The following is a 23,685-nucleotide window of genomic DNA, read 5'->3' on the forward strand; positions in this document are numbered from 1 at the left end:
GTCCAACCCTTACCGGCTCTTCACACCGACTTCGCCGCCGGCCTGAGCTCGCCTGCACGATACTCAGACGCCCGAGGTGGCCTGCACGTTGCCCGGTCGCCGCAAGACGAACGCCGCCGCGACCACGAGACCCACGGTCGGCCCGACGGCCAGCCCGACCACGGCCCGCAGGATCGTGTCACCCGGCAGCAACAGGAGCACCAACGCCGTCGAAACGGCGACCACGGCCCAGGTGACGAGCACCTTGTTCGCCTGCGTCCTGGCGACGAGGACCGCGGTCATCAGCTGCAATGCGGTGAGCAGCACGGCACCCCAGACCATTCCGGCCACCCACCAGCCCTGGGCCGACGCGTAGTTCGAGCCGAAGAGCAGCTGCACCACCCAGGGCCCGATCACCAGACCGACGAGCGCGCCGACGACGCCGAGCACGAGCGTGCCCAGGGTGCCAAGGGCGAGCAGGCGGCGGAGTCGGTGCATGCCGTCGGTCGAACCGGAGAGCCGCACGACCGTCGGCACCGCGAGCGCCTGCAACGGCGAAAGCAGCAGAAGCGGAACACGCGAAACCTGCAGCGTCGCGAACAACACGCCCACCCTGGTGGCGTCGCCGCCGGGCGCGAGCACGTTGACCAGCGCCGGGTAGCCCGTGATCACGCTGGCCGTGAGGCCCGCGCTGAGCAGCAGCAAGAGGATGCGCGAGGTGATCGGCCGCCAGCCGTCGCCTTCCACGCTGGTGTCGACCATCCCGCGCGCCGAGCGCAGGAACAGCAGCCAGGCGAACGACCCGACCGCTGCCGCTATCGCGAACGACACCACGCCGGTGAGCCCCGCGACCACGACGAGACCCAACAGCACCGCGCGTACGGCCGCCTCGGCGATGACCAGCCAGGAGTAGGGCCGGATGCGGTTGTGCCCGACCAACAGGCCGCGCATGGCGAACTGGCAGGCGAAGGCGATGCCGCCGCAGAGCGCGATCACCCCGAGCTCGAGGTGTCCGGAGTAGAGCCGCTGGTTGAGCACCGGAACGGCAATGGTCACCGCGGCCACCACCGCGATCCCGGCGGCACCGACGGTGAGCGCACGCAGCGCGGGCTTGCCGACCCGGCCGCCGTCCATCGAAGCGACCGCGGATTGGCGCGAAAGCTCCTGCTCCAACGGCGAAAGTGCGCCGCCGAGCCCCATGAGGATGCCCCAGAACGAGGCGAACACGGCGTTGTCGACGGGTCCGAGCAGGCGCGGGGTGAGGAACGAGAAGACGTAGCCCAGGGCGATGGCGACCAGCAGGGAGATGCCGATCTTCCCCGCCGATTTGCCGGTTTCCTTCGCCAGTTCGCGTTGTCCCTCGTCGGCCACCGGTGTGCCCGGCGTGCTCATCGGGTGGACCGGCCGCGGCGGGAGCGCAGGGCCAGGACCAGGCCGCGGACGGCACCGGCACCGAAACCGGCGCCGAAGACAGGGGCGAGCAGCGCGACGGCGCGCGCTTCGGACTTCGTGGCGCCGAAGCGCGTCACGGCTGCGCCCGCGGCGGCGGAACCGGCGGCGGCCAGTGCGACGGCCGTCTTCGGGCGGCGCGCGACCAGGCCCAGGCCGAGGAGGCCGACGGCGAACGCGGCGAACAGGCCGTTGCGCGCCGGGCCGGGTGAGGCGAGGTAGGAATCCACGAACGTGGTGCCGCGGAAGTACGACTGCGCGGTGAACTTCTTGAAGGAGTCGCGCCCGTGGTAGGTCGCGGAGAAGTCCGGCGCGAGGAAGATGCGGTGGCGCTCGGCGATCCAGCGCAGCACGCCGGTGTCGTCGCTCGCGAAGCGGGAATCGTCGAACAGCGATTCGAATGCGGCGCTCGCGTTCTCCAGAACTTCACGTGGCGCGGAAAAGAATCCCGTGCCCTTGGGGAACACGTCGAATTCGTCGATCCCGAACGACATCAGTCGCGGATTCGCGCAGTAGCGCCGCCACGGAATCTTCACCATGCCGGCGAGGAAGCCCGCGTACGGATTGTGCGCGGAGTCGACGTTGATGTGACCGTTCCAGACCGTGCGCTCCGGGTGCGCCACGAGCTGGTCGCGCAGGAACACGAGTGAGGTCTCGTCGACGATCACGCGGCTGTCGACCAGCAGGACCTGCTGCCCGGACGCCTTGGCGAGCCCCGCGCGACGGGCTTCGAAGCGCCCGCTGTTGGGCTGGGCCAGCACAGTGATGCCGTGCCGCCGCTGGAGTGCGGCCAGCTTCTCGGGCGTCCCGTCGGTGCTGCCGTCGTCGACCACGACGATCTCCGCCGGCCAGCCCGCGGCCTCGGCGGCCGCGACCAGTGCGCCGACGCTGCGTTCGATCCAGTCCTGCTCGTTGTAGACCGGAATCACGACGCTGAGCGAGGGGAGGAGCGGGTTCGCACTCACGGGGCGAGGCTACCCTGTGCCCCGGGGCCGGACGTGCCCAGTATCCTTCGGGCACCGCAAACCGACCAGAAATGGGCCTTACGGTGATTTCCTTCATTCTCGGCACCACCGCGGAACTGATCAAGATCGCGCCGGTCTACCACCGGATCGCCGAACGCGGCATGAGGCCGAAGATCTGGTTCACCGCGCAGCACGTGGACGAGGTCGCCGACGTGCTGGCGGACCTCAAGCTTCCCGAGCCCGACGTCTGGCTCGTGCCGGAGGACAAGGCCCACAACCTGGAGTCGCCGGCGCAGGTGCCGGGCTGGGCCGCGCAGGTGCTGCGCACCGCGTGGAGCCGCCGCGCCGAGCTGCGTGCCGCGCTGAACGAGGACGGGCGGCCACCGCTCGTGCTGGTGCACGGCGACACGTTCACCACGCCGTACGGTTCGCTGATCGGCAAGCGCATCCTCAAGTCGCGCGTCGGGCACGTCGAGGCGGGCGCGCGGTCGGGCAGCATCCTGTCGCCGCTGCCGGAAGAGCTGAACCGCAAGATCGCGGCGAAGATCGTGGACATGCACTTCGCGCCGAGCGCGCGTGAGGTGAACAACCTGCGCCACGCTCGCGGCGTCGTCGTCGACACCGAGGCGAACACCGCGATCGACGCGATGCGCCTGGCGATCAACCAACCGCTTGACGTGCCGAACCTGCCCGAGAAGTTCGGCCTGGCCACGCTGCACCGCTTCGAGCTCGTCTCGCGCGCGGACAAGTACCGCGAGGCGCTGGAGATCCTGCGCGAGCAGAGCCGCAAGATGCCGATCCTGTACATGGCCGGTGCGCCCGAGCGGGAGAAGATCCGGTCGCTGGGCCTGGACAACCTGTTCGACGACAAGTTCATCGCGCAGCCCAAGATGCGTTACCTGAAGTTCCTGCCGCTGGTGGCGCGCGCCGAGTACGTCGTCACCGACTCCGGCGGCCTCTCGGCCGAGTGCTACTACCTCGGCCTGCCCTGCGCGGTCCACCGCGAGCGCACGGAAACCCCGCAGCACCTGGGCGAAACCGTGGTGCTGACGGAGATGCGCGGCGACAAGCTGCAGAATTTCCTGGACACGTACCAGAACCGGCGCGGTGAGTCCTGGATGGACAAGTACCACCCGTCCGACATCATCGTGGACACGCTGGCGCAGCTCGGTTACTGCTGAACCACAGCAACGCGAAACAGCCCCTTCACCGCGGTGAAGGGGCTGTTTGCTTTTGCCCGCACAGTTGCTGAAGAGCCCGCCGGTGCTACAGAGCCCGCCGGCCGGACAGCGCGCGGCCGAGGGTCAGCTCGTCGGCGAACTCCAGGTCGCCGCCCATCGGCAGGCCCGAGGCCAGCCGCGTGACGGACAGGCCCGGGAAGTCGCGCAGCATGCGGACCAGGTAGGTGGCCGTGGCCTCGCCCTCGGTGTTGGGGTCTGTCGCGATGATGATCTCTTTGACGTCCGCCTCACCGATGCGCTTGAGCAGCTCGCGCATGCGCAGCTGCTCCGGCCCGATGCCCGACAACGGGTCGAGTGCCCCGCCCAGGACGTGGTAGCGGCCCTTGAACTCGCGCGTGCGCTCCACGGCCAGGACGTCCTTCGGCTCCTCGACCACGCAGATCACCGTGAGGTCGCGGCGCTCGTCCCGGCAGATGCGGCAGGTCTGCTGCTCGGAGACGTTGCCGCAGATCTCGCAGAACTGCACGCCTTCCTTGACCTTGCCGAGCACGTCCTGCAGCCGCCCGATGTCAGCGGGATCCGTTGCCAGGAGGTGGAAAGCGATGCGCTGGGCGCTCTTCGGCCCGACCCCGGGCAGTCGCCCGAGCTCGTCGATCAGGTCCTGGACCACACCCTCGTACAAGGGTCAGCCGCCGAACCCGAGGCTGCCGAGGTCCGGCATCCCGCCACCGCCGCCGAGGCCGCCGGCCAGGGGGCCGAGCTTCTGCTCGGTGAGCTTCTGCGCGCTGGCCGACGCGTCGCGCACCGCGGCGACCACGAGGTCGGCCAGGGTCTCGACGTCGTCCGGGTCGACCACCTTGGGGTCGATCACGAGGTTCTTGAGCTGGCTGTCGCCGGACACCGTCGCGGTGACCAGTCCGCCGCCCGCGGTGCCCGTGACCTCGGTGTTCGCGAGCTCCTCCTGCGCCTCGACCAGCTTCTGCTGCATCTGCTGCGCCTGCTGCATGATCTGCGACAGGTCGAAGCCGCCGCCGGGTTGCACCATGATCGCTCTCGATCCTTCCGCCACTGGGTGTTCCTCCCCAGCGTAGCCGCGTCGCCGTGCTGCCTGCCCAGGCGCCACGCGCACGCCTGTGGCACGGTGGTCGCCGTGCGCGTGAACCCTCTCCCGCTGCTGGCCGGCCTGATGCTGCTCACGGCGTGTTCCGGTGGTGGCGGAACGCCGGCCACGGCTCCTGCTCCGAGCACTTCGGCGCCGGTGACCACGACGTCGGCGGCAGCTTCCTCCTCCGTGGCTGCACCGCCGCCGGTGCCGTCGACGTCTTCGGCCAAGGCCTCCGCGCCGGTGGTGACGGGCGAGGTCGTGGTGCTGGACCCCGGGCACAACGGCGGCAACGCGTCGCACCCGAAGGACATCAACCGCAGTGTCCCGGCCGGGCGCGGCGAGATGAAGCCGTGCAACACGACCGGCACGGCCACCAATGCGGGGTACTCCGAGCACGCGTTCAACTTCGCGGTGGCGCAGGAGGTCGGAACCGCGTTGGCGGCCAAGGGGATCAAGGTTGTCTACACGCGCACGAACGACACCGGCGTGGGCCCGTGCGTCGACCGCCGCGCGGAGATCGGCAACAACGCCGAGGCCGACGCGGTCGTCTCCATCCACGCCGACGGCTCCACCTCGGCGGGCGCGCACGGGTTCCACGTCGCGTACTCGTCGCCGCCGCTGAACGCGGCCCAGGGCGCCCCGTCGACGCGGCTCGCCCGCGCCCTGCGCGACGGGCTTCGCGCCGACGGCTTCACCACGTCCACCTACATCGGCAGCGCGGGCCTGTCCGCGCGCTCCGACCTCGGCGGGCTGAACCTCTCGACCCGCCCGACAGTGCTCGTGGAGTGCGGCAACATGCGCAACTCCACGGAGGCCGCGCTGATGTCGTCGGCCGCCGGGCGCGCGAAGTACGCGGCTGCCATCGCCGAAGCGATCGAGGCCTACCTCGCCTGACGCGCCGCTCGGTCGACCGGCTCAGTCGAGGGGGCGCGCGCCCAGGTGGTCGGAGATGAGTTTGCGGGCGATCTCGTCCGGGTCCTCGTCCGGGGCCGGCGGAGGCGGCGGCGGGACGGGGCTCGAGTCCTCCGAGTAGATGTCGTCGTCCTCGTCCGAGGGTTCGGGCGGGAGCGGGATGTCCGGCTCGGCGGTGGTGACCTTCGGGCGCGCCGGGGGTTCCGGGGCACGCGGCGGCTCGGGCGCCGGCTGCTGTTGCTGCGGCGCGGACGCCGCGGCGGCGGGGGCGGACGGAGCGGCTGATGGACGCGTGAACGAGCGTTCCGGCGCGGGCGCGGCCTGGTGCCGCTGGGGTGCGGCGGCGCGGGAGGGTGCGGCGGCCGCGGCGGCGCCGTGGACGCAGCGGACCTGCCAGTCGCCACCCAGCACGTCGGACAGCGCGCCGGCGATCTTGCGCGCGTTGTCCTGGTCGGACAGGCGCCGGGCGAGGGGCTCGGACTTGTGCGTGAGCGTGACGCTGGTGCCCACGACCTCGGCGACCGTCGCCTGCGTGAGCATCGCTTCGAGGCTGCGGCCGCCGGCCAGCTTGCGCAGCGCGGCCAGCAGTTGCGGCCAGACGTTGCGGATCGCGGCGGCGTCGAAACCACCTTCGGATGCGGCCGGCGCAGCCGGAGCCGACGGTTCGGGGGCCGGTTCCGCAGCGGCGGGGGGTGTGGGCGCGGAGGTGCCGCCTGGAGTCCGCGGGGTGCCCCAGCCGTCGTCGGACGGAGCCGGGGGCGCGGGTGCGGCGGCGGCCGGAGCGGGCTCTTCCGCCGGACGCACCGGAGCCGGAGCGGCAGGCCGGGACGGAGCCGGAGCAGCCGGAGCCGGAGCCCGAACCGGCGGCTCGGCAGCCGGAGCGGCAGGCGCCGCGGAAGCCGGACGCTGCGAAGGCCGCTGGAATTCCCGCTCCGCCGCGGGAGCCGAACGCAGCTGCGGCTCGACACCCGCCTCACCGCCACCGCCGGCGACGACGGCACGGCGTTCGAGCCGCTCGATCCGTGCCAGCAAAGCCTTCTCCGCCTCCGTGACCGAAGGCAGCAGCATCCGCGCGCACAGCAGTTCGAGCACGAGCCGCGGTGACGTCGCCCCGCGCATCTCGAGAAGTCCATTGTGGACGATGTCGGCGTAGCGCGACAGCGTGCCCAGACCGATGCGTTCGGCCTGCGCGCTCATCCGCCCGAGCTCCTCGGCGGGCGCGGACACCAGGCCGCGCTCGCCGGCCTCCGGCACCGAGCGCATCAGCACGAGGTCGCGCAGGCGATCGAGCAGGTCGGTGGCGAAGCGGCGCGGGTCGTGGCCGGCGTCGGCGAGCTTTTCGACCGTGCTGAACACCGTAGCCGCGTCGTCGGCCGACAGCGCGTCGACCATGTCGTCGATCAGTGCGACGTCGGTGACGCCCAGCAGCGACACCGCGCGCGAGTACGTGACGCCCTCGGGACCCGCGCCGGCCAGCAGCTGGTCGAGCACCGACTGCGTGTCCCGCGCCGAGCCGCCACCCGCGCGGATCACCAGCGGGTAGACGGCGGGCTCGACCTGCGCGCCCTCGGCCGCGACGTTGCGTTCCAGCAGCGCGCGCATCGAGCTCGGCGGGATCAGGCGGAACGGATAGTGGTGCGTGCGCGAGCGGATGGTGGTGAGCACCTTGTCCGGCTCGGTCGTCGCGAAGATGAAGATCAGGTGCTCGGGCGGCTCTTCCACGATCTTCAGCAGGGCGTTGAAGCCCTGCGTGGTGACCATGTGCGCCTCGTCGATGATGAACACGCGGTAGCGCGACTCGGCGGGCGCGTAGAAGGCCTTGTCCCGCAGCTCGCGGGCGTCGTCGACACCACCGTGGCTGGCGGCGTCGAGCTCCGTGACGTCGACGCTGCCGGGCCCCTCGGGTGCCAGCGCGCGGCACGAGTTGCACTTGCCGCACGGATCCGGCGTCGGGCCTTCGACGCAGTTGAGCGACCGCGCCATGATCCGCGCGCTCGACGTCTTGCCGCAGCCGCGCGGCCCGGAGAAGAGGTACGCGTGGTTGATGCGGCCCGCAGCGAGAGCGGTCCGCAGCGGTTCGGTCACATGCTCCTGGCCGACGACCTCGGCGAAGGTCGCCGGACGGTACTTGCGGTACAGCGCGAGAGCCACTCCGCGAGACTACCGGCACCGACCGACAACCTTCGCCGGGCCAGGTCAGCGCACCGAGGCGGCCGCGTTCGCCGCGTCCGCGACCAGCGCGTTCACCGCCGCGACGTGCGCGGCGGTCGCCGCGTCCCGCTGCTGGGCGCGGGGCACCTCGTTCGCGAGGAACGCCGCGAGCGCCGAGTCCGGCCCGTCGAGCGCGCCCTGCGCGACGGCGTTGACCTCGTCGGCGCCGGCTGCGGACATGGCCCGGCCGATGAAGATGCGGTCGTCGATCTCCTTCGCCTCGTACTGCCCCTTCTCGAGGAACTCGGTGACGTCGGCGGGGGTGCCGTCGAGCGCCTTCTGCGCCCGATCGCGGGTCGCGGGGCCACCGGCCGCCATGATCTGGTCCACGGCGAGGCGCTCGTCGTTCTCCTTGCCCGGGTACTGCTTGGTGCGCAGGAACTCCTTGACTTGAGCCCAGGTCCCGGCCAGCGCGTCGGCCGCGGCCTGCTTCAGCGCGGGCTTCCCGGCACCGTCGGCGATGGCCGTGACGGCCGCGCGGTCGTCGGCCTCCTGCGCGCTGTCGAGGCCGGTGCGGACGAACGCGGCCAGGTTCTCGTCCGTGCCGCTCAGCGCCGCGCGGGCGGCGGCGCGGACCGCGGTGCCGGCGTTGCGCAGCAGGTACAGCGCGGCGGAGCGGCCGTCGGTGAGGGCGAGCGCGGGGTCCGTGTCCGGAGCGACCGCCTCGGCGAGCTGCCGGTCCTTCTCCGCCACGAGCCGAGCCGCCTCGTCGGCCTTCGCCTGCGCGTCGGCCTCGGCCTTCGCCGCCTCCGCAGCCGCCTGCTGGCCGGCCGCCTGGCCCGCGACGAGCTGCTTCTGCAGCCGGTCGGCGTTCGCCTTGCGCGCGTCGCTCGCGAGCTTTGCCGCCGCGTCGGCCGCCGCCTGCGCCTGGGCCTTGAAGTGGAAGTTCGCGGCCTTGCGCGCGAGGTCGCGCTGGTGCGTCACGGCCGAGATCTCGGTGTCACCCGCCGCGGCGACCCCGCTCCACACGGACAGGAAGTAGCGGACGTCCTCGATGGTGCCGCTCAGCGCCTGCTGCCCGGCCGCGTGGACCTCGGGCCCGCCGGCGGACATGACCTGAGTGGCGCGTACACGGTCGTCGTCGGCCTGGGCCTGGGCGAGGCCGGTCTGCAGGAACTCGTGCCGGTCGGCCGGGGTGCCGTCGAGCGCGATCTGCGCCGCTCGCTTCACGCCGGGGCCACCCGCGGACATGGCCTGGTTGACCAGCAGGTCCTCGTCGATCTCACGCGCAACCTGGAGGCCGGTGGCCAGGAACGCGCGGATGTCGTCGGGCGTGCCGTCGAGCGCCTTCTGCCCGTCGCGCTTCACGATCGGACCACCCGCGGCGATCGCCTGGTCGACCAGCAGTCGTTCGTCGTTGTCCTGCGCGCTCTGCCGGCCGGTGGCCAGGAACGCACGCAGCTCATCAGCGGTGCCGAGCAGGGCCTTGTGCGCCGCGTCGATCATCGCCGGGCCGCCGGTCTCATACAGCGCCACGGCCTGCGCGCGGTCACTCGCCACGTCGGCGCTCGCCGGCGTGGCGACCCCCAGCCCGAGCGCCAGCACAGCCCCGGCGACGAGCAGTCTTGTCCCGTTCAACGGTTTCCCCCACATCGGTAAAGGATCTTCCGAAGCCTTATCGGCGTGGACGCGAAGGTGTTTCAGGTGTCCGCGAAGCCTCTGCAAGTACGCTCGGACAGACTCGTCCGAAGAGAGGAGCCCCGTGAGCCGTTCTGCCCGCAGTCGCGACAAGGGTGGGCCGCGGCCCGGGAAGTACCCGGTGCGGTTCGGCACGGCCGAGCTGCTCGCCGACGCCGACCGGGCAGGCGCGTGGCTCATCTCGGTCGATGGCGTGGCGCAGTCCTACGTCGACCTCGACGACCCGACGAACCTGGAGTTCGATTACGTCCGGCGGCTCGGCGACGTCGTCGACTGTCTGCCCGAAGGCCCGCTCGACGTGCTGCACGTGGGCGGCGCCGGCTGCACGCTGGCGCGCTACGTCGCGGCGACGCGGGCGGGGTCACGGCAACTGGTGTTCGACGCGGACGGGCCACTGATCGACCTCGTGCGCGAGCAGCTGGACCTGCGCAGCGTGCCGCGGTTGAAGGTGCGGATCGAGGGTGGGCGCGAAGGCGTCGCGTCCCGGTACGACGCGTCGGCGGACCTCGTGGTGGTGGACGCGTTCGAGCGGGCGTCGTTCGCCGGCGGCCTGGCGACGGTGGAGTTCGTGACCGACGTGGCGCGCGTGCTGCGCGGCGGCGGCGCGATGCTGGCGAACATCACCGACGGGCCGGGGCTGGCGTTCGTGCGGCGGTTCCTGGCGACGGTCGGCGAGGTGTTCGACCACGTCGTGCTGCTGGCCGAGCCCGGGGTGCTGCGCGGGCGGCGCTTCGGCAACGTCGTGGTGGCGGCTTCGCGCGCCGAACTGCCGGTGGCCGTCCTGACCCGCAAGGCGGCTTCCTCGGCGTACCCGGCACGCTGCGTTTCCGGCGACGAGCTGCGGAAGCTGCGGGGGAAGGCGCTGCCCGTGCGGGACGCCGAGCGGATCGCGTCGCCGGTGCCGCCGGAGGACGTGCTCGGGCTGTTCTGAACGGGCCCCGAAAACGCCGGCTCCAAAACAAAGGGGACCCCGCGCACCCGTCAGAGCCTGCTTATCCTTGCTGCCTTCCGGCCCTGGGGAGGTTCACAGGGTGGACGCCGCGCGGGGTCCGTCATCCAGTGTAGCGGAGGCGAACCGGCGCCTAGCTGCCGACCGCTTGTTTGAGCTCCTCGATGAGCGCCGGGGTCAGGACCTCGGTGGCGCGGTTGGCGAACATCGCCATCTCGTACGCGATCGTGCCCAGGCTGGCCTGTTTGTTGGCCAGCACGCCGAGCGAGCAGCCGACGCTGATGGTGCAGACCAGCAGGTAGCCGCGCTCGAGCTCGACGATCACCTTGTCCGGCGAGCCCAGCGGGTGGCTGTCGGCCACGCCCTGGGCGAGGCCGAGCATCGCCGACGAGATGGCGGCCAGGCGGTCGGCGTTGGCGCGTTCGAGCTCCTGGGACATGGCGATGAGCAGCCCGTCGGACGACACCGCGAGGGCGGCGATCGCGCCGGCGGTGTGGAGTGCGAAGCGGTTGACCAGCCAGTTGAAGTTCTGGGCTTCGGCGCTGACTTGCGGGATCGTCATGTGTCTCCTCCTGCGTTGGCGGTGGCGGTGGCTCGCGACGCGTCTGCCTTGGCCACGCCGTCGGAGTACGAATCGAAGACTGCCCGTTCCGCGGCCGGGTCACGCAAACCGCGGCGGACGGCGCGCAGCGGGGTGCGGATGGTCTGCTGCGCCTTGAGGCCCGGGGCCAGCTGAGCACCGGGGACGCGGCGCGTCAGCTTCTGGTCCAGCGGCGCGAACCGCTGCGTGGTGAGGCCGTGCACGGCTGACTTGGTGCGTTCCAGCTTCGCCGCCAGCTCCTTCGCGCGGGCGACGGCGGTTTCCACCGTCTGCTGAGCCGGCACCGGCGGGTCGGCCGACAGCGAGGTGGCGAGGTCGTCGCCGTCGAGGGTGAAAGCCGGTGTGGGCGGCTCGTCGGGTTCGGTGTCGGGCCACTCGGGTTCCGGCTCGGGGTCCCTGAACCAGGTGAAGCCGAGTGACGCCGTCTCCAGCACCGCGATCGCGGGCGCCGGCAGCGGTTCGGGCACGCGAGCGTCGAACAGGCCCACGGCTTCGGCCGCCGGTTCCGTTTCCACCGGCGGGTCCTCGACCGGCGCGGCCATGCGGTCGAACTGCCCGGCGGGCACCGTGACGCGCGCGGTGACCCCGCCCGTGTCCGGCGTCGAGGCGAGTTCGACCCCCAGCGAATGCCGCCGCGCGAGACGGCCGGCGACGAACAGGCCGAGCACGCTCGTCGGCGCGAGCTCGAGGCGTTCGCGCTCCAGCAGGCGCCGGTTCTCCTGCGCCAGCGTTTCCGCGGCCATGCCGATGCCGTGGTCGACGATCGCGACGACGAGGTCGCCGGACTCCAGGAACTCCGTCTCGACCTCGACACTCGTGGTCGGCGCGGAGAACGATGTCGCGTTCTCCAGCAGCTCCGCGAAAAGCCGCACGAGGTCGGCACCGAGTGAAGACGTGAGCCGCACGTCGGGCAGCTCCCCGAGCCGTACGCGGGGGAAGTCCTCGATCTCGGCCAGCGCCGCGCGCACGGCCGTGGACAGCTGGATCGGGCCGGCGATCGGGTTCTCGTCGTGGGTGCCGGAGATGACGAGCAGGTTGTCGGCCGTGCGGCGCAGGCGCGCGGACAGGTGGTCGAGCCGGAACAGCCCCGCGAGCGCGCGCGAATCCTGCTCGTGGCGTTCGAGCTCGTCGACGAGCGCGAGCTGGCGTCCGACGAGGTTCTGCGTGCGCTTCGCGACGTTCGCGAACATCAGGCTGGTGTTGCGCCGCGTCAGCGTCTGGCGCTCGACCAGGGCGGCTGCGGTGGTCTGGACCCGGTTGAACGCGGTGGCGAGCTCGCCGAGCTCGTCGTCGGAAGCGACGTCGATCGTCGCCAGCCGGGGTGCCAAGTCGTCATCGGCCTCGGTGTCGCCGACGCGGACGAGCTCGGCATCGGCCAGGTCCGCGACGGAGGTGGCGGCCGAGGTGAGGCGGCGCAGCGGGTCGGCGATCGAGCGGCGCACGGCCAGAGCGAGGAACGCGACGAGTCCGAAGAGGACGCCCGCGCCGCCGCCGACCAGCCAGGCCAGCCGGGTCGCCGCGGCCGCGCGATCGCCCGCCGCGACGTTGATCTCGCCCGTCACGCGGTCCTGTGCGGTCCGGCGCTCGGCGGCCTGCTGCCCGCCGGCCGCCACGACGTCGTGCACGTAGGGCTCGGGGCCCGCGTTCGGCTCGGGCAGCTGCGTGGCGAGCTGGTCGACACGGTGGACGGGCTCGCCGGAGTCGACGTCGGCCAGGAGCGCGGCCTGGTCGTGGCCGGCCAGCTGCGTGAAGCGGTCGGCGTGCACCTGCCCGCGCTGGGTCGCTTCGTCCAGGAGGGACTGTCCGGCCGACCGCGACTGGGCCGCCACGACCAGCGCGGTGACGCGCAGCGACTCCTCTTCGTCGGCACGCAGGAGCGCTTCGAGCGCCGAGAGCTGACGGGCTCCTTCGGCGTCAGCGGCGGTGCGCGGCACGAGCTGCAGCGCGTCGATCAGCGCACTCACCACGGTGTCGTACGTGCGGGCGATGCGTTCGGCGGAAATGCTGCGGTGCAAGGTGTTCTGCCGCTCGTCGCCCAGGGAACCGACGCGCGTGAGCGCCGTCTTCAGCTCGGCCGGCAGGCCGGCACCGAGCGCGGTGCGCACCTGGCCGACGGTCGCGTCGACGGTCTGCTGCTGGCGCACGAGGTCGGTGTCGGTCGTCGAGGGCGACGCCACGAACGCGGCGGCGAGCACGCCCTCGCGCTGCACCTGCCAGACGAGCCCGCTGAGCTCCTGGGTGTTCCACGCGGCCCGGACGGTGTCGTCGGCCGAGGCGACGCTGCCGGTCTGCTTGACCACGAACGGCACGGAGACCAGCAGCACGGCGGCCAGTGGCGGCAGGAGCAACAGGTTGAGCTTGCCACGGATGCCGAGTCTCGACAGCACCCGCGCACCGGCCCACCAGGGCCGGGTCCTGCCGTGGCGCATCAGCGTCACCTTCCCGTTCCTCCGCTCACCGCGGGCGGACTTCTGTACACAAAGGAGCAATACCGAACGGATGACACCACGAAGGAGGACCATGCATGGAACCCAACACGCACAGTGAGACCCGTACCGTAACGAACAAGGGTGGCCGGCCCCTGGCTCTTCCGCGCGAGAGCTTAGCGACTGGCACAAGATCCCGACAACGCTTCAAGACCGCGTGTCCCAGGACGAAGATGGACGGTATGAGCACACCACCGCGTACACCGACGCCCGCCGACGTGGCCGCAGCCGCGAACCGCATCCGGCCACACGTTCGGAGGACACCGCAGCTACGGACCGAAATCGACGGTCGGCCCGTGGTGTTCAAGCTGGAGCACCTTCAGCGCAGTGGTTCGTTCAAGCTGCGCGGCGCCGTCAACGCGCTGCTCGCCGGACCGGCCCCGCGCCGCGTCGTCACGGCTTCAGGCGGCAACCACGGCCTCGGCGTCGCGACGGCTGCACAGGCGCTGGGGCTGCCCGCGGTCGTGTACGTGCCGGAGTCCGTCCCGGCCGCGAAGGCCGCGGGGATCGAGGCCGCGGGCGCGAACCTGATCCGCCACGGCGCCACGTACGCGGAGGCGGCGGCCGCGGCGCTGGCCGTCGGCGATGAACCCGGCACGCGCTACCTGCCGGCCTATGACGATCCCGACGTGGTCGCCGGCCAGGGCACGGTGACGGCCGAGATCGTCGCGGACGACCCGGACATCGACGCCGTGGTGGTCGCCGTCGGCGGTGGCGGGCTCGCGGCGGGCACGGCCCTGGCGGCGAACCGGAGACGCGTGTTCGCCGTGGAGCCGGATCGCTGCCAGGCGCTGCACTCCGCGCTCGAGGCCGGTCAGCCGGTGGACGTCACGCTCGACTCGGTGGCCGCCTCGGCGCTCGGCGCGACCCGCGTGGGCGAAGTGCCCTTCCGGATCCTGAACGCCCCGAACGTCACGTCCGTGCTGGTCAGCGACGCCGAGCTGCTCGTCGCACGCGACCGGCTGTGGGCGGAGTTCCGCCTGGCCGTGGAGCCCGCCGCGGCGGTCCCGCTCGCGGCGTGGCTCGCCGGTCGCGTTCCCGCCGCGCGGCCCTGTTTCGTCCTCTGTGGAGCGAACACGACCGTTACTTTCGCGTGAGGTCGTAGACGGTCGTGCCGTCGACGTTCGTCGCGGGGAAGTTCTGCTCGACCCACGTGGTGATCTGCCCGGCCGTGCCGCGGTTGCCGCCGAACCCGCCGAAGCCACCGCGGCCGCCCACGAAGTAGTGCACCTCGCCGGCGCCGACGTACTGCTGGAACTGCGCGAGCGTCGGCGCCGGGTCGCTGCCGCTGAAGCCGCCGATCGCCATCACGGGCTTGCCACTGCTCAGCGCGAGCCCGGCCGACTGCATGGCGCCGGTCTGCGCGGCGGCCCACTTCGTGGTGGTCGCCTGGAGCAGCCGATCGAGCTCCACTGTGGACGTCGCGGTCCCGCCGAAGCCGCCTCGGAACCCGCCGCCGCGCCGGCTCACCGGCCCCGACGACGGCTGGCCGCCGGTGTGCGCGGTCGCGGCCGTGACAACGGTGAACGACGCCGTGCCGAGCAGTGCCGCCACGAGCCCGAGCACGGCGACCACCGGTGCCGCGCGGCGGAGCGAATCGGCGCGGAAGAGCACGGCCGCCGTGCCGAGCGCGCCCAGCACGAGCACGGTGTAGCGCAGCCACGGCTGCCAGTCGGGCGTACGCGCGAGCAGGATGAACGCCCACACGGCCGTGGTCGCGAGCATCAACGCCAGCACCGCGCGGGGGGCGAGGTGCGCGCGGCCGCGCCACAGCTCGCGGGCCGCGATGCCGATCGTCGCGGCGATGCCGGGTGCGAGCGCCACCGTGTAGTACGGGTGGATGATCCCGCTCATGTAGCTGAACACCACGACCGAGACGACCATCCAGCCGCCCCACAGCAGCAGCGCGGCGCGCGTGCGGTCGGTGCGCGGGGCACGGCGGGTGAACCACAGCCCGGCGAGGAGCCCGATCAGCGCGGCAGGCAGCAGCCACGACGCCTCGCCGCCGAACTGCTCGGTGAACAGCCGCGTGAGGCCCGTTCCGCCGCCGAAGCCGCGGAAACCGCCACCGCCGCCGGCCCCGTCCGGCAACTCGAAGCCGGCGGGCAGCTCGGGCCGGGCAGCTCCCCCACCGTGGCCTTGGCCGAAGATCCGGCCGAGCCCGTTGTAGCCGAAGGCGAGCTCCAGCACGCTGTTGTTCGTCGAACCGCTGATGTACGGCCGGTCGGCGGCGGGCCACAGCGCGACGGCCAGCACCCACCACCCCGCCGACACGAGCACCGCACCGGCCGCGGCGAGCAGCTGCCACAGGCGCCGGCCGAGCGACGTCGGCGCCGCCACCGCGTACGCGAGCACGAACGCCGGCAGCACCAGGAAGGCCTGCAGCATCTTGTCGAGGAAGCCGAAGCCGATCGCGACACCCGCGAGCAGCAGCCACTTCGTGCTCGCCTGCTCCAGCGCGCGCACCACGCAGTAGCCGCCGGCGACCAGCAGCAGCACGAGGAACGCGTCGGGGTTGTCGAAGCGGAACATCAGGGCGGCGACGGGCGTCAACGCGAGCGCGGCGCCCGCGAGCAGCCCGGCGCCCGGGCCGGACAGGCGCCGCACCGCGAGGTAGAGCAGGCCGACGGACGCGACGCCCGCCAGCGCGTCGGGCACCAGCATGCTCCAGGTGGAGAAGCCGAAGATCCGGCCGGAAAGCCCCATGACCCACAGCGAGAACGGCGGCTTGTCGACCGTGACCACGTTGCCCGGATCGAGCGAGCCGAAGAACCAGGTCTTCCAGCTCTCGGTGCCGGCCTGTACGGCCATGGCGTAGAAGTCGTTCCCCCAGCCAGAAATCGCGACATCGGTGACATACAGCGCAGCGGTCGCGGCCAGGAGCACCGCGACGGCCGCCCGCACCCATCTGGGCCGCTCCGCGGACGGGGCCGCGGGCGTCGAGTCCACTGTGGTCGGTCCGGGCGCGGTGAGGGCACTCGTCATGCGGCCATGCTCACGACGGGGTTTGTGGCTCCGATGTGCGCTTCCTGTGCGCGCCCTGTGAGAACTTCACGACCGGGTGACAGCCGAGTCACGGAACTCTGGGAACATTGCGACGAACTCGGTTCGTCCGGGCTCGCTGAACACCGAGACGCGGCCGCTGTGCGCGGCCACGACAGCGGCGACGATGGCCAGGCCGAGGCCCGTGCTGCCGGCCGCGCGGGAACGTGAGTTGTCGCCGCGGGCGAAGCGTTCGAACACGTCCGGCAGGATCTCCGGCGGGATGCCGGGGCCGTCGTCGAGTACCGAGAGCCGCACCCAGCCCTCCTGTGTAGACAGTGCCGTGGTCACGGTGGTGCCGGGCGGGGTGTGGGTGCGCGCGTTGCCCAGGAGGTTGAGCACGATCTGGTGCAGCTGGCCGGCGTCACCGAGCACGCTGATCGGCTCGCCGGGCGCCGCGAGCCGCCACTTGTGGTCGGGCCCCGCCACGTGGGAGTCGGCGACGGCGTCGGCCACCAGGCGCGAGAGGTCCACCGGCTCAGGCACGACGGGGCGGCCGGAGTCGAGCCGGGCCAGCAGCAGCAGGTCTTCCACCAGCGTCGTCATGCGCGCCGACTCGGACTCGACGCGGTTCATGGCGAACGCGACGTCGGGCGGCACCTGCTCCTTGCTGCGGCGCGTGAGCTCCGCGTAGCCGCGGATGGCGGCCAGCGGCGTGCGCAGCTCGTGGCTCGCGTCGGCGACGAACTGGCGCACACGGCTTTCGCTGGCCTGGCGGGCTTTCAGCGCGTTGGCGATGTGGCCGAGCATGCGGTTGAGCGCGAAGCCGACCTTGCCGACCTCGGTGCGCGGGTCGGTGTCCACTTCGGGCACCCGCTCCGACAGCGCCACCTCGCCGCGGTCGAGCTGCAGCTCCGACACGCGCGAGGCGGTGGCGGCCAGGCGGTCGAGCGGCGCCATGGTGCGCCGGATCGTCACGGCGCCCGCGACACCGGCCACGATGATGCCGCCGAGCGCGACGCCGCCGAAGATGAACCCCAAGCGCCACAACGTGTCCGTGACGTCCGACAGCGGCAGGCCGACCACCGAGAAATCGCCCGACGGGGAGAACGACGCGATCACGCGGTACTCACCGAGGTCGCCGCCGAGGTCGATCGTGCGGCGGTGGCCGTCGGGCGGCAGGCCGAGCAGCAGCTTCTGCTGCGCGGTGGAGACCGACTGCAGCGGCGGCTTGACCTTCGACGGCGTGGCGGAGCCGAAGTTGAGCACAGCCGCGCGCACCGCGCCGTTGTGGACCTGGACGGCGAGGGTGCCGTCGCCCTGGCCGAGCACACGCAGCGGGTCGGGGGGCGGTTTGTCGCCGTAGATCCACGGTGGCCGGTCGCCGCTGCGGAAGCCGCGGTCGGTCGCCGCGGCGAGGCGCTTGTCGACCTGGCCGACGAGGAAGTCCTGCAGCGCGAACTCCGTGACCACCCCGACAACCAGGCAGACGAGCGCCAGCAGGGCCGCCAGTTGCACGATCAGCCGGCGCCGCAGCGACCACGGCCGGCGCGCGCGGCCCGGGGGTGCGTCAGCCGGCGGGTTTGAGGACATACCCCGCGCCGCGCATCGTGTGGATCATGGGCTCGCGGTCGGCGTCGATCTTCTTGCGCAGGTACGAGATGTAGAGCTCGACGATGTTGGCCTGGCCACCGAAGTCGTAGCTCCACACGCGGTCGAGGATCTGCGCCTTGCTCAGCACCCGCTTGGGGTTGCGCATGAGGTAGCGCAGCAGCTCGAACTCCGTGGCGGTGAGGGGCACGAGGTCGCCGCCGCGGTGGACTTCACGGCTGTCCTCGTCGAGTGTCAGGTCGCCGACCACGAGCTGCGAACCGCTGGCGCCCGTCACCCCGTTGGCGCGCCGGAGCAGGGCGCGGAGCCGGAGCGCGACCTCTTCGAGGCTGAAGGGTTTGGTGACGTAGTCGTCGCCCCCCGCGGTGAGGCCGGCGATGCGGTCTTCGACGGCGTCCTTGGCGGTGAGGAACAGCACCGGCAGGAACGGCGCCTCGGCGCGCATGCGGCGCAGCACCTCGAGGCCGTCGAAGTCGGGCAGCATCACGTCGAGCACCACGGCGTCGGGCCGGAACTCACGCGCCACGCGGACGGCCTCCGTTCCGTCGCCCGCGCTGCGCACCTCCCAGCCCTCCATGCGCAGCGCCATGGCGACAAGCTCGGCCAGCGTCGCCTCGTCGTCCACCACCAGCACCCGAACCGGGCTGCCGTCGGCGCGGCGCAGCTCGTCCTTGCCCCGGCCGGGCGACGTCGCGTTCATACTGCTCATGGTGCCATCCTGGGGCCCGGTGTTCAGGCCGAGCTGTGCGGCGACTGTGCGTTTCCTGTGCGCGCGTTCAGCCGTTCGTGGCGCTCTTGCACAGCCTCGACCCACTCCGGACACAGCTCCCGCACAGCGGCGGCCGCGACTCTCGGTCGGACAGTCAAGACCCGGAGGAAACACCATGACGACCGATCCAGCACAGGGCGCCACGTGGGGCGCACCTGGCGGCGAGCCACCGGCGGCCCCGAAGAAGTCGTGGTCGGGCCGCAAAACGGCGATCGCCGCGGGCGTCGCGGTGGTCATCGCCGTGGGCGGCGGCCTCGCGATCTGGGCAGGCACCAGCTCCAATGACGCCTCGGCGCAGCAGGGCCCCGGCGGCCCCGGCGGCTTCGGCAGCCCTGGCGGTCAGGGCGGCCCGGGCGGCTTCACCGGCCGCGGCTTCGGCGGCCCGGGCGGCTTCGGCGGCGCCGCGGCTCTGCGCAACGCCCTCCACGGCGACTTCGTCGTCACCGACGCAGGCGGCGGCTACACCACCGAACGCCTCCAGACCGGCGCGATCACCGAGATCAGCGCGACGTCCGTCACCCTGACCAGCAAGGACGGCTACAAGCAGACCTACGTCCTCGACTCGTCCACCCAGAAGTCCGCCACGACCCCCAAGACCGGCGACAACGTCACCGTCATTGCCAAGGTCAACGGCACCACCGCCACCGCCACCTCCCTGGAGCCCGCCACGACCGCCACCCGCGGCGGCCAACCGGGCGGCACCGGACAGCCGGGCCAGGGCCGCCGCCGCTACGGCAACTGACCCGGCTCCCCCGACGCCGGCGCCACGTCCCGACCGCCTTCGGGAAGTGCCGCCGGCGTCGTCGTTTCCGGCACGGCGGGTCCACTCGCACCGCAGGCCCCCGCACGACCGGTCCACTCGCGCCCTTGCGATGGCACGACCGGTCCACTCGCACCTCAAGGTCGGCGTAGCTGGTCCCATCGCAGGCCCCGACTCGGCACGAGCCGTCCCGTCGCGACCCACCGGCACACCACGACCGGCCCGGTCGCACCACCGACGTGACCCCGACCGGTCCACTCACCACCAAGCCGTCGCGACCAGTCCCGTCGCTCGGCAAGTGCGGCACGGCAGATCCCGTGGCGCGGCTATCCCGTCATGACCAGTCCTTTCCGCACCATCGAGCCGGAGACACGCAGCCCGACTTCGAGTGCGTCGGCGAAGCGGCCGACGGGCGTGAAGCCGTGGCGGAAACCCAGCGCCTCAAGCCGGACGTCGCGGTCCTCGACGTCCGCATGCCCCGCCTCGACGGCCTCGCCGTGACCGAAGCCATCCTCGCCATCCCCGGCAACGACACCCGCGTACTGGTCCTGACCACCTACGACGCCGACGAGTACGTCTTCCGCATCCTGCGCGCCGGCGCCTTCCTACTCAAGAGCCTCGCGCCCGAAGACCTCGTGGCCGCCATGCGCGTCGCGGCGAGGGGTGCCGCGTTGATCGACCCGTCTGTCACGCGCCGGCTCGTGGCCGGCTTCGCCACCAGCCCCGCGCCGCCGAGCCGCCGCCGGAGCTGGCGCGGCTCACCTCCCGCGAACGCGAGGTGTTCCTTCTCATCGCCGACGCGCGCAGCAACGCGGAGATCGCACGCCAGCTTCACGTCGGCGAGGAGACTGTGAAGACGCACGTCTCGCGCGTGCTCGCGAAGCTCGGCCTGCGCGACCGTGTGCACGCCGTCGGCTACGCCTACCGCAACGACCTGGTCGCGACAGAGGCCACCTAGGAGGAATCCCCGTGAAACGCTGGATCACGCTGGCCATCGGCGCGGTGCTGGTGCTGGTGGGGGCCGTCTGGGTCCTGCAGGGCGCCGGCGTCATCACCGGCAGTTTCATGACCGGTCAGAAGCTGTGGTTCCTGATCGGGCTGGTCGCGATCCTCGTCGGGGTCGTGACCGTCGCCGCCACAGCTCGACGGACCACGAAGAAGTAGCTCAGGCGGGCATCAGCTCGAAGATGGGGTAGCCCGGCGCGATCTCGCGCAGCTTCTCCTCCGGCGCCTTGGCGTCCACGCCGTCGAAGAACACGCCGACCTCGAACTTCCAGCGCTTGAGGTATGCGCGCAGCAGCACGGGTTTCTCGTCGTCGGACAGCTCGCGGTAGGTGAAGCCCTCCACGCGCTTGCCGACGCGCAGCTGCCCCTCGCCGGCCACGCGCAGGTTGCGCACCCACTGCGTCTCGCCGCGCGGCGCGACCAGGTAGCGGCCGCCCTCGAACGGCAGCAGGTTCACCGGCACCTCGCGGATCTCGCCGGTCTTGCGGCCGCGGACCATCAGCACGCGGCTGCCCACCACGCTCACGCCCCGCTTGGTCAGCCACTGCACGAAGTTGTTGAACGAGTTGGTGGCCTTGGCGGGCTTGACGTAGCGCTTCCCGGTGTTCATCTCGGGACCTCCAGTTCAGCGAGAGCACTGCTCTCTGTTGAGATCAGTGAACACGATAACGCGCTCCGCGTCAAGAGCGGCGCTCTCCATTGTGTGCAACGCTCTCGAAGTGGCACACTGGCCCCCATGACCGCCACCAAGACCGCCCGCGAACGCGCCCGCGCCGAGCTGACGCGGGAGATCAAGGACGAAGCCCGCCGCCAGCTGGCCGAGGTCGGCGCGCACGGGTTGTCGCTGCGCGCGGTCGCGCGTGAGCTGGGCATGGTGTCCTCGGCGCTCTACCGCTACTTCCCCAGCCGCGACCGCCTGCTCACCGAGCTGATCATCGACGCCTACGACGCCGTCGGCGAGGCCGCGGAGAAGGCCGACCCGGGCACCGGCGACCCGCGCACGCGCTGGCACGCCGTCTGGCAGGCCACGCGCGCGTGGGCCAAGGCGCACCCGCACGAGTACGCGCTGATCTACGGCTCGCCGATCCCCGGCTACCAGGCGCCACAGGACACGATCGTGCCCGCCGCGCGCGTGGCGCAGGCGATGGCGAAGGTGCTGCTCGAGGCCGACCCGCACGAGCCGGCCGTCACGGCGCCGATGTCCGCCGAGCTGCGCGGGCAGGCCGAGGCCCTTGCCCGGGCCCTGGGCGCGCACGCGCCGGCCGAGGTCGTGACCCGGCTGATCGGCGCGTGGACGCAGCTGTTCGGCGCGATCAGTTTCGAGCTGTTCGGGCAGTACGTGGGCAGCGTCGACCCGTCCGACGCCTACTTCGAGCACCTCACCGGACAGATGGCCGACTTCGTGGGGCTGTGAAGTCCCGGCCGTGAAGTCCCGAGCTGTGAACTAGCCCTCCCGAGACGGTTCACCCGCGGCGTCGAGACGGTACGTTCGCCGGTGACGACTTCGTGGGGAAGGTGGTTCGACGTGGCGGGATGGGCCGAGCGGGTGAGCAGGGTCCGGGTGGTCGGGACCGGCGTGATGGGGCGCGGCATCGCCCAGCTCGCCGCGACCGGCGGGGTCACGGTCGAGCTGGCCGACCTCGATCTCGACGCGGTGCGCTCTGCGCTCGACCACGTGCACACCATGCTCGACAAGCTGGTCACCAAGGGCCGCCTGTCCGAGGACGAGGGGCGCGCCGCCAAGGAACGCCTGGTGATGGTGGCCGCGCCGTCCGCGCCGGCCGCGAACGTGGACCTCGTGATCGAGGCCGTGCGCGAGGACCTCGAGGCCAAGCGCGTGCTGTTCGGCAAGCTCGAGCAGGTCTGCCGACCCGACACGGTGTTCGCCACCAACACGAGCTCGCTGTCGGTCACGGAGATCGCCGCGGGCCTGACCGACCCGACGCGCGTGATCGGCCTGCACTTCTTCAACCCCGTGCCGCTGATGCGGCTGGTCGAGGTCGTCCCGGGCGTCCGCACGGCCGAGTGGCTGCCGGCGGAAGCGGGGAAACTGGTGCGCCGCTGGGGTCACGAACCCGTGCTCGCGAAGGACGCGCCGGGCTTCCTGGTCAACCACGCCGGGCGCGGCCTGAACACCGAGGCGCTGCAGATCCTGTCCGAGTCGATCGCCGAGCCGGTGGACGTCGACCGCATCGCGCGCGACGTGCTGGGGCTCAAGCTCGGGCCGTTCGAGCTGCTCGACCTCACCGGTCTCGACGTCTCCCACGCCGTGCTCGAAAGCATCTGGAGCGGCTTCCACTCCGAGCCGCGGCTGCGCCCGTCCTGGCTGACGCGCCCGCGCGTGGCGGCGGGGCTGTTCGGCCGCAAGAACGGCGAGGGCTTCTACAGCTACGTCGACGGCAAGCAGGAAGTCGCACCCGAGCCGGCCGCGCCGCCGGCCCCGGCCAAGCCCGTGTTCACCGCCGAGGACCGCCTCGGCCGCCTGCTCGCCGGCGCCGGCGTGCAGGTCGTCGCCGACGCGTACCCCGACGCAGTGCTGCTGGTGTCCCTCCGCGGCGAGTCCACTTTGGACGCCGCCGCCCGCGCCGGTCTACCCGCCTCGCGCGTCTGCGGCGTGGACGCCCTGGGCGGCTACGAAGGCCGCCTCACGCTGTCCGTCCACCCGGGACTCGACCCCGCCGCGGGCCGCGCCGCGTGGGGCGCGTTGGCCGCCACGGGCCGCCCGGTGACCATCGTGCAGGACGGCCCCGCGCCCGTCGCGCAGCGCCTGCTGGCCTCGATCGTCAACACGGCGTGCTCCATCGCCGCGCAGAACCTGGCCGACCCGGCCGACATCGACACCGCCGTCCGCCTCGGCCTCGGCTACCCACGCGGCCCCCTGGAATGGGGCGACTTCGTCGGTCCCGACAAGGTGCTCCGCGTCCTCACCGGCCTGTACCAGTCCACCGGGGATCCCCGCTACCGGCCGAGCAGCTGGCTGGTCGAACGCGTCGCGCTCGGCCTGCCGCTCACCTCGAAGGGCACGCGGCCCGCCGACCTCCTCTGAACCGGCGGGAACCGGGGTGCCGCCCCCGACCGCGGC

The 23,685-nt window shown here is 72.1% G+C and carries 22 protein-coding genes and 1 other RNA gene; 10 read left to right on the top strand and 13 right to left on the bottom strand.

What is annotated here, in order from left to right; all coding sequences use genetic code 11:
- Positions 1 to 63 precede the first annotated feature (63 nt).
- Positions 64 to 1,371 carry a hypothetical protein gene (locus tag AB0F91_RS25675; protein ID WP_360601238.1) on the bottom strand — a complete coding sequence of 436 codons (1,308 nt, stop codon included), beginning with the start codon at positions 1,369 to 1,371 and terminating at the stop codon, positions 64 to 66.
- Positions 1,368 to 2,393, bottom strand: coding sequence for a glycosyltransferase family 2 protein (locus AB0F91_RS25680; protein WP_360601240.1), 1,026 nt, complete (start codon positions 2,391 to 2,393; stop codon positions 1,368 to 1,370). The genes AB0F91_RS25675 and AB0F91_RS25680 overlap by 4 nt, the downstream gene beginning before the upstream one ends.
- Positions 2,394 to 2,464: 71 nt before the next feature.
- Between AB0F91_RS25680 and AB0F91_RS25685 the strand changes: the two genes are divergently transcribed.
- Complete coding sequence (locus AB0F91_RS25685; RefSeq protein ID WP_360601242.1) at positions 2,465 to 3,574, top strand: UDP-N-acetylglucosamine 2-epimerase; 1,110 nt, start codon at positions 2,465 to 2,467, stop codon at positions 3,572 to 3,574.
- An 85-nt stretch (positions 3,575 to 3,659) separates the two neighbouring features.
- On the opposite strand, the gene recR is transcribed toward AB0F91_RS25685, so the two are convergent.
- Positions 3,660 to 4,256 (bottom strand): recombination mediator RecR, encoded by a 597-nt coding sequence (gene recR, locus AB0F91_RS25690; protein ID WP_360601243.1) that lies wholly within the window; start codon positions 4,254 to 4,256, stop codon positions 3,660 to 3,662.
- A gap of 3 nt (positions 4,257 to 4,259) precedes the next feature.
- Positions 4,260 to 4,619, bottom strand: a complete 360-nt coding sequence (locus tag AB0F91_RS25695) for a YbaB/EbfC family nucleoid-associated protein (RefSeq protein ID WP_360601245.1) — start codon at positions 4,617 to 4,619, stop codon at positions 4,260 to 4,262.
- A 141-nt stretch (positions 4,620 to 4,760) separates the two neighbouring features.
- On the opposite strand from AB0F91_RS25695, the gene AB0F91_RS25700 reads away from it, so the two are divergent.
- On the top strand, positions 4,761 to 5,573 hold the full coding sequence (locus AB0F91_RS25700; protein WP_360601407.1) for an N-acetylmuramoyl-L-alanine amidase: 813 nt from the start codon (positions 4,761 to 4,763) through the stop codon (positions 5,571 to 5,573).
- Positions 5,574 to 5,594: 21 nt separating this feature from the next.
- Here AB0F91_RS25700 and AB0F91_RS25705 read toward each other — a convergent pair whose 3' ends face one another.
- The gene (locus AB0F91_RS25705) at positions 5,595 to 7,742 is read right to left on the bottom strand and encodes a DNA polymerase III subunit gamma and tau (protein WP_360601247.1); all 2,148 of its coding nucleotides are present in this window, start codon (positions 7,740 to 7,742) and stop codon (positions 5,595 to 5,597) included.
- Positions 7,743 to 7,787: 45 nt separating this feature from the next.
- Positions 7,788 to 9,380 (bottom strand): ALF repeat-containing protein, encoded by a 1,593-nt coding sequence (locus tag AB0F91_RS25710; RefSeq protein ID WP_360601249.1) that lies wholly within the window; start codon positions 9,378 to 9,380, stop codon positions 7,788 to 7,790.
- A gap of 124 nt (positions 9,381 to 9,504) precedes the next feature.
- Here AB0F91_RS25710 and AB0F91_RS25715 point away from each other — a divergent pair, with 124 nt between their 5' ends.
- Entirely contained in the window at positions 9,505 to 10,371 is an 867-nt protein-coding gene (locus AB0F91_RS25715) for a fused MFS/spermidine synthase (protein ID WP_360601251.1), read from the top strand.
- Positions 10,372 to 10,398: 27 nt separating this feature from the next.
- Here the strand turns inward: AB0F91_RS25715 and ffs are convergent.
- From ffs to AB0F91_RS25730, 3 genes are all read right to left on the bottom strand, one after another.
- An RNA gene (gene ffs / locus AB0F91_RS25720) (signal recognition particle sRNA small type) lies at positions 10,399 to 10,495 on the bottom strand.
- 27 nt (positions 10,496 to 10,522) lie between these two features.
- Entirely contained in the window at positions 10,523 to 10,951 is a 429-nt protein-coding gene (locus AB0F91_RS25725; protein ID WP_360601253.1) for a roadblock/LC7 domain-containing protein, read from the bottom strand.
- Positions 10,948 to 13,419: a nitrate- and nitrite sensing domain-containing protein gene (locus AB0F91_RS25730; protein WP_360601255.1), complete on the bottom strand. Its 2,472-nt coding sequence runs from the start codon at positions 13,417 to 13,419 to the stop codon at positions 10,948 to 10,950. The genes AB0F91_RS25725 and AB0F91_RS25730 overlap by 4 nt, the downstream gene beginning before the upstream one ends.
- 230 nt (positions 13,420 to 13,649) lie before the next feature.
- Between AB0F91_RS25730 and AB0F91_RS25735 the strand changes: the two genes are divergently transcribed.
- Complete coding sequence (locus AB0F91_RS25735) at positions 13,650 to 14,573, top strand: serine/threonine dehydratase (protein ID WP_360601257.1); 924 nt, start codon at positions 13,650 to 13,652, stop codon at positions 14,571 to 14,573.
- Here AB0F91_RS25735 and AB0F91_RS25740 read toward each other — a convergent pair.
- From AB0F91_RS25740 to AB0F91_RS25750, 3 genes are all read right to left on the bottom strand, one after another.
- Complete coding sequence (locus tag AB0F91_RS25740) at positions 14,560 to 16,461, bottom strand: glycosyltransferase family 39 protein (RefSeq protein WP_360601259.1); 1,902 nt, start codon at positions 16,459 to 16,461, stop codon at positions 14,560 to 14,562. The two genes, AB0F91_RS25735 and AB0F91_RS25740, sit on opposite strands and share 14 nt — an antisense overlap.
- Positions 16,462 to 16,527: 66 nt before the next feature.
- Complete coding sequence (locus tag AB0F91_RS25745) at positions 16,528 to 18,051, bottom strand: ATP-binding protein (protein WP_360601261.1); 1,524 nt, start codon at positions 18,049 to 18,051, stop codon at positions 16,528 to 16,530.
- The gene (locus AB0F91_RS25750; protein WP_360601262.1) at positions 18,029 to 18,778 is read right to left on the bottom strand and encodes a response regulator transcription factor; all 750 of its coding nucleotides are present in this window, start codon (positions 18,776 to 18,778) and stop codon (positions 18,029 to 18,031) included. Before AB0F91_RS25750 ends, AB0F91_RS25745 begins: the two co-directional genes overlap by 23 nt.
- 175 nt (positions 18,779 to 18,953) lie before the next feature.
- Here AB0F91_RS25750 and AB0F91_RS25755 point away from each other — a divergent pair, with 175 nt between their 5' ends.
- From AB0F91_RS25755 to AB0F91_RS25770, 4 genes are all read left to right on the top strand, one after another.
- The gene (locus AB0F91_RS25755) at positions 18,954 to 19,580 is read left to right on the top strand and encodes a hypothetical protein (RefSeq protein ID WP_360601264.1); all 627 of its coding nucleotides are present in this window, start codon (positions 18,954 to 18,956) and stop codon (positions 19,578 to 19,580) included.
- Positions 19,581 to 20,020: 440 nt separating this feature from the next.
- Complete coding sequence (locus AB0F91_RS25760; protein ID WP_360601266.1) at positions 20,021 to 20,452, top strand: response regulator transcription factor; 432 nt, start codon at positions 20,021 to 20,023, stop codon at positions 20,450 to 20,452.
- Complete coding sequence (locus AB0F91_RS25765; protein ID WP_360601268.1) at positions 20,377 to 20,556, top strand: LuxR C-terminal-related transcriptional regulator; 180 nt, start codon at positions 20,377 to 20,379, stop codon at positions 20,554 to 20,556. Before AB0F91_RS25760 ends, AB0F91_RS25765 begins: the two co-directional genes overlap by 76 nt.
- An 11-nt stretch (positions 20,557 to 20,567) precedes the next feature.
- A complete protein-coding gene (locus AB0F91_RS25770) occupies positions 20,568 to 20,762 on the top strand; it encodes a hypothetical protein (RefSeq protein ID WP_360601270.1) in 195 nt (64 codons plus the stop codon).
- A gap of 1 nt (position 20,763) precedes the next feature.
- Here AB0F91_RS25770 and AB0F91_RS25775 read toward each other — a convergent pair whose 3' ends face one another.
- On the bottom strand, positions 20,764 to 21,213 hold the full coding sequence (locus AB0F91_RS25775) for a nitroreductase family deazaflavin-dependent oxidoreductase (RefSeq protein ID WP_360601272.1): 450 nt from the start codon (positions 21,211 to 21,213) through the stop codon (positions 20,764 to 20,766).
- 126 nt (positions 21,214 to 21,339) lie between these two features.
- Between AB0F91_RS25775 and AB0F91_RS25780 the strand changes: the two genes are divergently transcribed.
- Together AB0F91_RS25780 and AB0F91_RS25785 are read left to right on the top strand one after the other, a co-directional pair.
- Positions 21,340 to 22,017: a TetR/AcrR family transcriptional regulator gene (locus AB0F91_RS25780; protein ID WP_360601274.1), complete on the top strand. Its 678-nt coding sequence runs from the start codon at positions 21,340 to 21,342 to the stop codon at positions 22,015 to 22,017.
- Positions 22,018 to 22,128: 111 nt separating this feature from the next.
- A complete protein-coding gene (locus AB0F91_RS25785) occupies positions 22,129 to 23,649 on the top strand; it encodes a 3-hydroxyacyl-CoA dehydrogenase (RefSeq protein ID WP_360601276.1) in 1,521 nt (506 codons plus the stop codon).
- The last annotated feature ends 36 nt before the right edge of the window (positions 23,650 to 23,685 follow it).

The organism is Amycolatopsis sp. NPDC023774 (assembly GCF_040639695.1).
GTDB lineage: Bacteria > Actinomycetota > Actinomycetes > Mycobacteriales > Pseudonocardiaceae > Amycolatopsis.

Excerpts from the sequence above, each read along its gene's own strand:
- AB0F91_RS25755 (WP_360601264.1), top strand. The coding sequence starts at position 18,954 with ATGACGACCGATCCAGCACAGGGCGCCACGTGGGGCGCACCTGGCGGC.
- AB0F91_RS25745 (WP_360601261.1), bottom strand. The coding sequence starts at position 18,051 with ATGTCCTCAAACCCGCCGGCTGACGCACCCCCGGGCCGCGCGCGCCGG.
- AB0F91_RS25695 (WP_360601245.1), bottom strand. The coding sequence starts at position 4,619 with ATGGTGCAACCCGGCGGCGGCTTCGACCTGTCGCAGATCATGCAGCAG.
- AB0F91_RS25675 (WP_360601238.1), bottom strand. The coding sequence starts at position 1,371 with ATGAGCACGCCGGGCACACCGGTGGCCGACGAGGGACAACGCGAACTG.
- AB0F91_RS25730 (WP_360601255.1), bottom strand. The coding sequence starts at position 13,419 with ATGCGCCACGGCAGGACCCGGCCCTGGTGGGCCGGTGCGCGGGTGCTG.
- AB0F91_RS25700 (WP_360601407.1), top strand. The coding sequence starts at position 4,761 with ATGCTGCTCACGGCGTGTTCCGGTGGTGGCGGAACGCCGGCCACGGCT.
- AB0F91_RS25725 (WP_360601253.1), bottom strand. The coding sequence starts at position 10,951 with ATGACGATCCCGCAAGTCAGCGCCGAAGCCCAGAACTTCAACTGGCTG.
- AB0F91_RS25775 (WP_360601272.1), bottom strand. The coding sequence starts at position 21,213 with ATGAACACCGGGAAGCGCTACGTCAAGCCCGCCAAGGCCACCAACTCG.
- AB0F91_RS25685 (WP_360601242.1), top strand. The coding sequence starts at position 2,465 with ATGGGCCTTACGGTGATTTCCTTCATTCTCGGCACCACCGCGGAACTG.
- AB0F91_RS25735 (WP_360601257.1), top strand. The coding sequence starts at position 13,650 with ATGGACGGTATGAGCACACCACCGCGTACACCGACGCCCGCCGACGTG.
- AB0F91_RS25780 (WP_360601274.1), top strand. The coding sequence starts at position 21,340 with ATGACCGCCACCAAGACCGCCCGCGAACGCGCCCGCGCCGAGCTGACG.
- AB0F91_RS25750 (WP_360601262.1), bottom strand. The coding sequence starts at position 18,778 with ATGAGCAGTATGAACGCGACGTCGCCCGGCCGGGGCAAGGACGAGCTG.
- AB0F91_RS25740 (WP_360601259.1), bottom strand. The coding sequence starts at position 16,461 with ATGACGAGTGCCCTCACCGCGCCCGGACCGACCACAGTGGACTCGACG.